Source organism: Azospirillum sp. TSO22-1, assembly GCF_003116015.1.
Taxonomy (GTDB): domain Bacteria; phylum Pseudomonadota; class Alphaproteobacteria; order Azospirillales; family Azospirillaceae; genus Azospirillum.
In genome coordinates this window covers 35,444-43,089 of sequence record NZ_LGQZ01000120.1, presented here as the reverse complement: position 1 = coordinate 43,089, position 7,646 = coordinate 35,444, and the positions used below count along the sequence as shown (strand labels likewise).

Sequence of the window (7,646 nt, the reverse complement as noted above, 5' to 3'; positions counted from 1 at the left end):
GCAGCGTCACCTCGCCGCCCGCCGGCACGGTCAGCGTCAGCGCCATGCCGCGCCGCTCGAAGGGCAGCGGCTTGCCGCCCGCCGTGGCCTCGGCGACGGTCAGCTCCGGCGCCAGGACCAGGGTCTGCGGGCCGGGCGGCAGGCTCAGCCGGTCGCGCACCTCCAGCCGCCGCGCGGGCGGATCGAGCGTGACGTCGAGGTCGTGGTGCACGCCGGCCGCCAGCGCGGGCCAGGCCATGAGGAACGCCGCGAGGGCGGGGAGGATGCGGAGCATCCCCCCTATATAGCGCGTCAGGCGACGCGCCGCTTCACCGCGCGCAGCAGCGCCGCCAGCCGGGCGTCGTGGATGCCCAGCTGCTCCAGGTGCTCGACGGTGTTGGTCAGGTACTCGATGTTGGGGCCGCGCTCACCGGCGCAGCAGGCGATACGCTCGACCATCTCCGCCTCGTCCAGGCAGGGGCAGTACTGCGAGTGCTCGCGGTCGACCACGAAGGTGCAGGCTTCGGTCACCCGCCGCCCGCAGCCGAGGTGGACCGGCAGCAGCCGCGGGCGGTAGGTGCGGTTGATCATCTCCCGCTCCCACAGGCAGTCGAGCGTCGCCGCCGCGTGCTCCGCCGCCACCCGGAAGGCCATGCCGCGGCACGAGCCGCCGCGGTCGAGGCCGAGCACCAGCCCCGGCCGCTCCGGCGTGCCGCGGTAGCGGTGCGAGGCGACGCAGAAGCGCCGGTGGTAGCCGTGCAGCACCGCCATGTGGTGCTCCAGGTACGGGAACCCCGGATTCCACATCAGCGAGCCGTAGGCGAACACCCACAGCTCCGCGTCCGCGGCGACCGGAATATCAGCGGCCCAGGCGGAGGCCGGCTTGCAGGGGGCCGGCTTACAAGGGGAAGGGGAGAAACGCGTGTCGAGCAGCATGGCGTCGCAGGTCGCAGAAGGCTCGGGGTCGAGCCTAGCACGCACACCATATGGGAGCTATAACACGCCCGTCACAGTCCGGACATACCACCGATGCTCCTCTCCAAGCCCCTGCGGAAGCGCCTGACCATCGCCGCCTCGGTCATCGCCGCCGCGCTCCTCGCCGCGTGGTGCGCGGCGTGGTGGATCGTCGCCGGCACGGTGGAGCGCGGGCTGCACGCCTGGGCCGAGACCCAGCGCGCCCAGGGCGCCACGGTGGAGTACAGGGACCTCAAGGTCGGCGGCTTCCCGCTGCTGGTGCGCGCCAGCGCCTCCGACGGGCGGGTGGCGGCGCGCGGCATCGACTGGCGCGGCCCGGCCATCGTCGCTGAGGCGCCGCTGTGGGACCCGGCGCGCATCGAGCTGAGCCTGCCTGGCGAGCAGCGCCTGCGCCTCAACCCCAACGCCGGCCCGCCGGTGGAGCTGGCGGCGCGGCACGGCGGCGCCGGCTACCTGACGATGTCGAGCACCGGCACGCCGCTGGAGGGGCGTCTGACCTTCCCTGGCGCGGCGCTGGCGCCCGAGTTGCCCGGCCAGCCGGTGTTCACCGCCGCCGGGCTGGAGCTGACGCTGACCCAGCCGCCGGAGCCGCCGGCCGACCCGCAGCAGACCGGCCTGGGCGCCACGCTGACGGTGACCGACATGCAGCTTCCCGGCGCACCGCCGGCGGGCCTGGGCAGCGTGGTGCACCGGCTGGCGGTGGCGCTGCGGGTGCAGGGCCGGCCGCCGCAGATCCAGCCCGAGGCGCTGGCCGCCTGGAGCCAGGGCGGCGGCACGGTGGCGGTGGATTCCGCTGCACTGCACTGGGGGCCGCTGAAGCTGGCGCTGAACGGCACGCTGGCGCTGGACAAGGATTTGCAGCCGCAGGCGGCGATGACGGCCGAGGTGCGCGGCGCGGCGCAGGCGCTGACCGCGCTGAAGGACCAGCTGAAGCCCAACGAGATGAACATCGCCCGCAGCGTGGTCGGCATGCTGGCCCGCCCCGACGAGGACGGCGAGCCGGTCATCAAGGCGCCGGTGACCATCCAGTACCGCGGCGTCTTCGTCGGCCCGCTGAAGGTCGCGGCGGTGCCGGCGATCCAGTGGTGAGCCGCCACTTGCCCCCACCCTAACCCTCCCCCGCTGCCGCAGGGGAGGGAACTCCGCCGCTCCGCCCCCTCCCCTGCGAAGCGGGGGAGGGATGGGGTGGGGGCAATACCTTACGCCTGCTTGGCGTCGATGATCCCGCGCCGGATGGCGCGCGTCTTGGTGAAGGTCTCCTGCAGCGTGTCGCCCTCGCCCCAGCGGATGGCGCGCTGCAGCGCGGTCAGATCCTCGGTGAAGCGCTGGAGGATCTCCAGCACCGCCTCGCGGTTGTTGAGGAAGACGTCGCGCCACATGATCGGGTCGGACGCGGCGATGCGCGTGAAATCGCGGAAGCCGCCGGCCGAGAACTTGATGACCTCGGACTTGGTGTCCTCCTCCAGGTCGGAGGCGGTGCCGACGATGGTGTAGGCGATCAGGTGCGGCAGGTGCGAGGTGATCGCCAGCACGCGGTCGTGGTGCGCCGGCTCCATGATCTCCAGCTTCGAGCCGCAGCGGCGCCACAGCTCGGCCACTTTCTCCACCACCGCCTCCGGGGCGCCGGGCGGCGGGGTGAGGATGCACCAGCGGCCCTGGAACAGCGTGGCGAAACCGGCCTCCGGCCCGGAATGCTCGGTGCCCGCCACCGGGTGGCCGGGGACGATGTGCACGCCCTCGGGCAGGTGCGGGCTGACGTCGCGCAGCACCGCCATCTTCACCGAGCCGACGTCGCTGACGATGGCGCCGGCCCTCAGGTGCGGCGCCATGCGCTCCGCCACCTCGGCGCAGGCGCCGACCGGCACGCACAGCACCACGAGGTCGGCCGCGGCGACCACCTCGCCAAGGTCGGGCGTGGCGGCGTCGAGGAAGCCCAGCTCCAGCGCCTTGGCGCACACCGCCTCGCTGCGGTCGCTGCCGACGACGCTGCGCGCCAGCCCATATTCCTTGACCGCACGCGCCAGCGACGAGCCGATCAGCCCGATGCCGATGATGGCGACGCGGTCGAAGAGCGGAGCGGAGGCGTTGGTCATGGTGCGGGGCCCTGGCGCGGCTGTCCGGAAGGTCGTGGGGTTTTACAGCACCAGAGCCGCGGGGGGCCACGGCTTATTTGCCGCGCGGGGGGCCTGTGGAACGGAATGGAACACTATGGAACAGTGTGCAGGGGCTGTTCAGTACGCCTTCCCGAGGTGCGGGCACACCGACGCCCTTTGAGGATTTTCATCCTAACACGTTTCAGCTACGCCGGCAAGCGATAAAACCCCTCCCCCAGCCCCGCTGGGGGAGGAAGGGGCCCACGCCACAGGCGTAGGAAGGTGGGGGCAGCGGCGGAACTGGCAGGCATTGATTCTTGGGCGCGTTGCTGCCCCCACCCAACCACCGGTCGCCCGCAAGTCGGGCGACCGCGCTCCGCCTACGATCGCCTTCGGCGCTCGTTGCCTCCGGCATCGGCTCTACGCCCCTGCCGGAGGCGGGGGAGGGCTTTTGCAGGTCACCCCCCCGCCAGAAAGCCCTTCAGCGCGTCCACCACGGCGCGCATCTCCTCGTCGGTGCCGATGGTGATGCGCAGGCAGTCGGGCAGGCCGTAGGCGTTCATCTGGCGCACCAGGATGCTGCGGTCCTTGAGGAACTGCCGCGCCGCCTCGGCGTCGTCCTTGCCGGGCTTCTGCCCCTGGAAGGACACCAGCACGAAGTTGGCGATGCTCGGGTGCACGGTCAGGCCCAGCGCCTTCAGCTCGCCGACGAACCAAGTCCGGCAGCCCTCGTTGTGGGCGCGGGCACGCTCCAGGAACTCGCCGTCCTCCAGCGCCGCGACGCCGGCCGCCTGGGCGGCGCCGGAGACGTTGAACGGACCGCGCACCCGGTTCAGCACGTCGGCCACCGGCGCCGAGGAGTACGACCAGCCGAGCCGCAGCGAGCCCAGCGCGAAGATCTTGGAGAAGGTGCGCGTCATCACGACGTTGGCGTGCTTCTCCACCAGCTCGACGCCCGAGGAATAGTCGCCGCCCGGCGGCGCGAACTCGGCGTAGGCGGCGTCGATAACCAGCAGCGCGGTCGGCGGCAGGCCGGCGTGAAGGCGGGCCAGCTCCTCGCCGGTCAGGTGGGAGCCGGTCGGGTTGTTCGGGTTGGCGACGAAGACGATCTTGGTGCGCGGCGTGACGCGCGCCAGCATGGCGTCGACGTCGGTCTTCAGGTCGGTCTCCGGCGCCGCGACGGGGGTGGCGCCCACCGACTTGGCGGCGATCGGGTACATCAGGAAGCCGTGCTGGCTGTACAGCACCTCGTCGCCGACACCGGCGTAGGCGCGCACCAGCAGGCCGATCAGCTCGTCCGAGCCGGCGCCGCAGACGATGCGGCCGGCGTCCAGGTTGAAACGCTTGGCCAGCGCCTCGCGCAGCTCGGTCGAGCCGCCGTCGGGGTAGCGGTGGATGCTGCCGGCCACCCGCGTGTAGGCCTCCATGGCCTTGGGGCTCGGCCCCAGGGCGCCCTCGTTGGAGGCGAGGCGGATCGTCCCGGCGGCCTCGCCGCCGATGTAGGGGGCAATGTCCATGATGCCCGGACGGGGCACCGGCGCAATCGGCGTGCTCATGTCGAAATCCGCTGCAGCAGGTGGTTGAAGGACGAATTCCCTTTCACCGTCATCCCCGCGAAAGCGGGGATCCAGGAAACGCGGCAACGCCGAGGCCTTGCAAGGTGCTCTGGATCCCCGCTTTCGCGGGGATGACGAACAGGGGAAAGACTTAAGGAAGCCTCAGCGGCACCGCGTAGCCGCCGATGGTGTTGACGCGGGCCGGGATGTCGCCCAGGCGCTCGACCAGGGCGCTCAGCCGCGGGTCCTGCGGGTCGACGAAGTCGGCGACTTCCACCAGATGCACCGACGCGCCGTGCAGGTCGCGCGCGTGCCAGGTGCAGAAGCCCACCGCCGGCAGGCCGACCGATTCCAGCATGTCCTTGAAACGGCCGCGGCTGAGGTCGCCGCCCAGCTCGATGCCGAGCAGCGTGCGGTCGTCGCCGGTCGGCTCGTGCGGGATAAGCCCGATGGCCAGCGCGTCGCGGTCCTCGCCGCGGGCGTTGCCGCGGCCGCCGAACGGCAGGCGGGCCACCACACGCGGCGTGCGCACGTCGCCCGACACCAGGAAGCGCCACCACGGATCGGCGTCGTCCTCGGCCGGATAGGGAACGATGCCCACCGTCGCCGTGCCCTCGGACACCGCGCGCACGGCGGCGACCGGCGAGTTGACCGCGGTCATCGGCACGAAGCTGCCGAAATGGTCGCGCGCCACGTCCCAGAAGCCGCGGCGGTCCTCCGGCGCGTACACCGCGACGGCGAACGGCCCCTGCAGGCGGGTCAGCGCCGAGATCATCTCGCGCCATATGCGCACCACGACGCCGGCCGGGAAGGAGCCGGTGTGGCGTGCCATCAGGCGGCGCAGGATCACCGCCTCGCGCCCGGGGCGCAGGAAGATGCCGCCGGGGCCCTTGGCCGCGCCGATGCGCTCGACCACCTGGGCGCGCCGCATCAGCAGGTCGTGCAACTGGTTGTCGATCTGGTCGATCTCGCGGCGCAGGTCTTCCAGGGGGGCTTTCGAGGGCGGCATCGGAGCGGGAACCATGTCTGGCAAAGCCGGATAGTAGTAGTCTGCGAAGCCGCTAAAATCAAAGAAAACGTTGACACCTTCGGACCTTGGTCGGTACGTCTACGCTCCCGCTCCGGAACAGGCTTTTTGCGCCCCCGATGTCCGCCTCCAAGCCCTCCGCGACCGCCCCGATCGACACGGCGGGCCTGCCCGGAAAACGCGTCCGGCTGGGCGCCGACCGGCCGATGCCGCTCGACAGCGGGCTCGACCTCGGCCCGTTCACGGTGGCCTACCAGACCTACGGCACGCTCAACGCCGACCGCTCGAACGCGGTGCTGGTCTGCCATGCGCTGACCGGCGACCACTACGTCCTCGACCGCCACCCCGTCACCGGCAAGGCCGGCTGGTGGGAGCAGATGATCGGCCCCGGCAAGCCGGTGGACACCGATCGCTACTTCGTCATCTGCTCGAACGTCATCGGCGGCTGCATGGGCTCGACCGGCCCGGCGGAGGCCGACCCGGCGACCGGCCGTCCGTACGGACTGAACTTCCCGGTCATCACCATCGCCGACATGGTGCGCGCGCAGAAGCTGCTGATCGACCACCTGGGGATCGAACAGCTGTTCGCCGTCATCGGCGGCTCCATGGGCGGCATGCAGGTGCTGCAATGGGCGGTGTCGTACCCGGAGGCGGTGTACGCGGCGATTCCCATCGCCACCGCGTCCATCCATTCGGCGCAGAACATCGCCTTTCACGAGGTCGGCCGCCAAGCCATCATGGCCGACCCGGAATGGGCCGGCGGCGACTACCTGAACCAGGACCGGCGGCCGCAGCGCGGGCTGGCGGTGGCGCGCATGGCGGCGCACATCACCTACCTGTCGGAGACGGCGCTGCACCGCAAGTTCGGCCGCAACCTGCAGGACCGCACCACCGTCACCTACGGCTTCGACGCCGATTTCCAGGTGGAGAGCTACCTGCGCCACCAGGGCATCAGCTTCGTCGAGCGGTTCGACGCCAACTCCTACCTCTACATCACGCGCGCCATGGACTATTTCGACCTGGCGGCGGACCACGGCGGGGCGCTGGTCAACGCGTTCCTCCCCAACGGCAAGCCGACGCCGGTGCGCTTCTGCCTGGTCAGCTTCTCCAGCGACTGGCTGTTCCCGACCCGCGAGTCACGCGCCGTCGTGCACGCGCTGAACGCCGCGGCGGCCAACGTCAGCTTCGTCGAGGTGGAGACCGACAAGGGGCACGACGCCTTCCTGCTCGACGAGCCGGAGTTCCACCAGGTCATCCGCGGCTTCCTGGAGGGCTGCGCCGAGCACCGCGGCCTGACCGCGCGCCGCCACGCCCGCACCGCCTGAGGCCCCGCCTTTGAGAGCTTGCCCGTGACCGTCCTCGACGACCGCCCCGCCTCCGCGCTCAACGGCACCGGCCGCCCCGCCGACATCCGCATCGACCTGCGGCTGGTGGCGGACATGGTGGAGCCGGGCTCGCGCCTCCTGGACATCGGCTGCGGCGACGGCCAGTTGCTCTACCACCTGACGCACGAGAAGAACGTCGACGGCCGCGGCATCGAGCTGAGCATGGACGGCGTGCACCGCTGCGTGAAGCAGGGCCTGTCGGTGATCCAGGGCGACGCCGAAACCGACCTGAAGGACTATCCCTCGGGCGCCTTCGACTACGTGGTGCTGGGCCAGACGCTGCAGGCCATGCGCGAGCCGCGCGCGGTGCTGGAGCAGCTGGTGCGCATCGGCAAATACGCCATCGTGTCGTTCCCCAACTTCGGCTACTGGCGCATCCGCCTGCAGCTGCTGCTGCAGGGGCGCATGCCGGTGACCCAGCGGCTGGGCTACCAGTGGTGGGAAACGCCGAACATCCACTTCTGCACCATCGCCGACTTCGTCGACCTGTGCCGGCGGTGCGGGGTGAGCATCGAGCGCACCATGATCCTCGACCGCGCCGACCGCGTGGTGTCGCACAAGCACGGGCGCCTCGCCAACCTCCTGGGCGAGCAGGCGGTCTTCCTCCTCAAGCGCCGGTAAGGGAACCCGC

At 71.2% G+C, this 7,646-nt stretch carries 7 protein-coding genes and 1 pseudogene; 3 read left to right on the top strand and 5 right to left on the bottom strand.

Annotated elements, in window-relative coordinates:
- Positions 1 to 274: pseudogene (locus TSO221_RS27170) on the bottom strand (M1 family peptidase); the annotation flags it as partial.
- A 17-nt stretch (positions 275 to 291) separates the two neighbouring features.
- Positions 292 to 915: a gamma-glutamylcyclotransferase gene (locus tag TSO221_RS27165; protein WP_109121641.1), complete on the bottom strand. Its 624-nt coding sequence runs from the start codon at positions 913 to 915 to the stop codon at positions 292 to 294.
- A gap of 93 nt (positions 916 to 1,008) precedes the next feature.
- Between TSO221_RS27165 and TSO221_RS27160 the strand changes: the two genes are divergently transcribed.
- A complete protein-coding gene (locus tag TSO221_RS27160) occupies positions 1,009 to 2,043 on the top strand; it encodes a DUF2125 domain-containing protein (RefSeq protein WP_109121640.1) in 1,035 nt (344 codons plus the stop codon).
- A gap of 110 nt (positions 2,044 to 2,153) precedes the next feature.
- Here the strand turns inward: TSO221_RS27160 and TSO221_RS27155 are convergent, their stop codons facing one another.
- The 3 genes from TSO221_RS27155 to pheA all read right to left on the bottom strand — a co-directional run bounded on the left by TSO221_RS27155 (position 2,154) and on the right by pheA (position 5,612).
- Positions 2,154 to 3,047: a prephenate/arogenate dehydrogenase family protein gene (locus TSO221_RS27155; protein ID WP_109121639.1), complete on the bottom strand. Its 894-nt coding sequence runs from the start codon at positions 3,045 to 3,047 to the stop codon at positions 2,154 to 2,156.
- A 458-nt stretch (positions 3,048 to 3,505) separates the two neighbouring features.
- The gene (hisC, locus tag TSO221_RS27150; RefSeq protein ID WP_109121638.1) at positions 3,506 to 4,603 is read right to left on the bottom strand and encodes a histidinol-phosphate transaminase; all 1,098 of its coding nucleotides are present in this window, start codon (positions 4,601 to 4,603) and stop codon (positions 3,506 to 3,508) included.
- Positions 4,604 to 4,754: 151 nt separating this feature from the next.
- Positions 4,755 to 5,612 (bottom strand): chorismate mutase, encoded by an 858-nt coding sequence (gene pheA, locus TSO221_RS27145; protein WP_109121645.1) that lies wholly within the window; start codon positions 5,610 to 5,612, stop codon positions 4,755 to 4,757.
- Positions 5,613 to 5,749: 137 nt separating this feature from the next.
- On the opposite strand from pheA, the gene TSO221_RS27140 reads away from it, so the two are divergent.
- Both TSO221_RS27140 and metW read left to right on the top strand, forming a co-directional pair.
- The gene (locus TSO221_RS27140) at positions 5,750 to 6,955 is read left to right on the top strand and encodes a homoserine O-acetyltransferase (protein ID WP_109121637.1); all 1,206 of its coding nucleotides are present in this window, start codon (positions 5,750 to 5,752) and stop codon (positions 6,953 to 6,955) included.
- A gap of 24 nt (positions 6,956 to 6,979) precedes the next feature.
- A complete protein-coding gene (gene metW, locus TSO221_RS27135) occupies positions 6,980 to 7,636 on the top strand; it encodes a methionine biosynthesis protein MetW (RefSeq protein ID WP_109121636.1) in 657 nt (218 codons plus the stop codon).
- Positions 7,637 to 7,646: the final 10 nt, after the last annotated feature.

What these genes read in the sequence shown, in the direction of transcription:
- TSO221_RS27165 (WP_109121641.1), bottom strand. Translation starts at nt 915, where the DNA reads ATGCTGCTCGACACGCGTTTCTCCCCTTCCCCTTGTAAGCCGGCCCCC.
- TSO221_RS27160 (WP_109121640.1), top strand. Translation starts at nt 1,009, where the DNA reads ATGCTCCTCTCCAAGCCCCTGCGGAAGCGCCTGACCATCGCCGCCTCG.
- TSO221_RS27155 (WP_109121639.1), bottom strand. Translation starts at nt 3,047, where the DNA reads ATGACCAACGCCTCCGCTCCGCTCTTCGACCGCGTCGCCATCATCGGC.
- hisC (WP_109121638.1), bottom strand. Translation starts at nt 4,603, where the DNA reads ATGAGCACGCCGATTGCGCCGGTGCCCCGTCCGGGCATCATGGACATT.
- pheA (WP_109121645.1), bottom strand. Translation starts at nt 5,612, where the DNA reads ATGCCGCCCTCGAAAGCCCCCCTGGAAGACCTGCGCCGCGAGATCGAC.
- TSO221_RS27140 (WP_109121637.1), top strand. Translation starts at nt 5,750, where the DNA reads ATGTCCGCCTCCAAGCCCTCCGCGACCGCCCCGATCGACACGGCGGGC.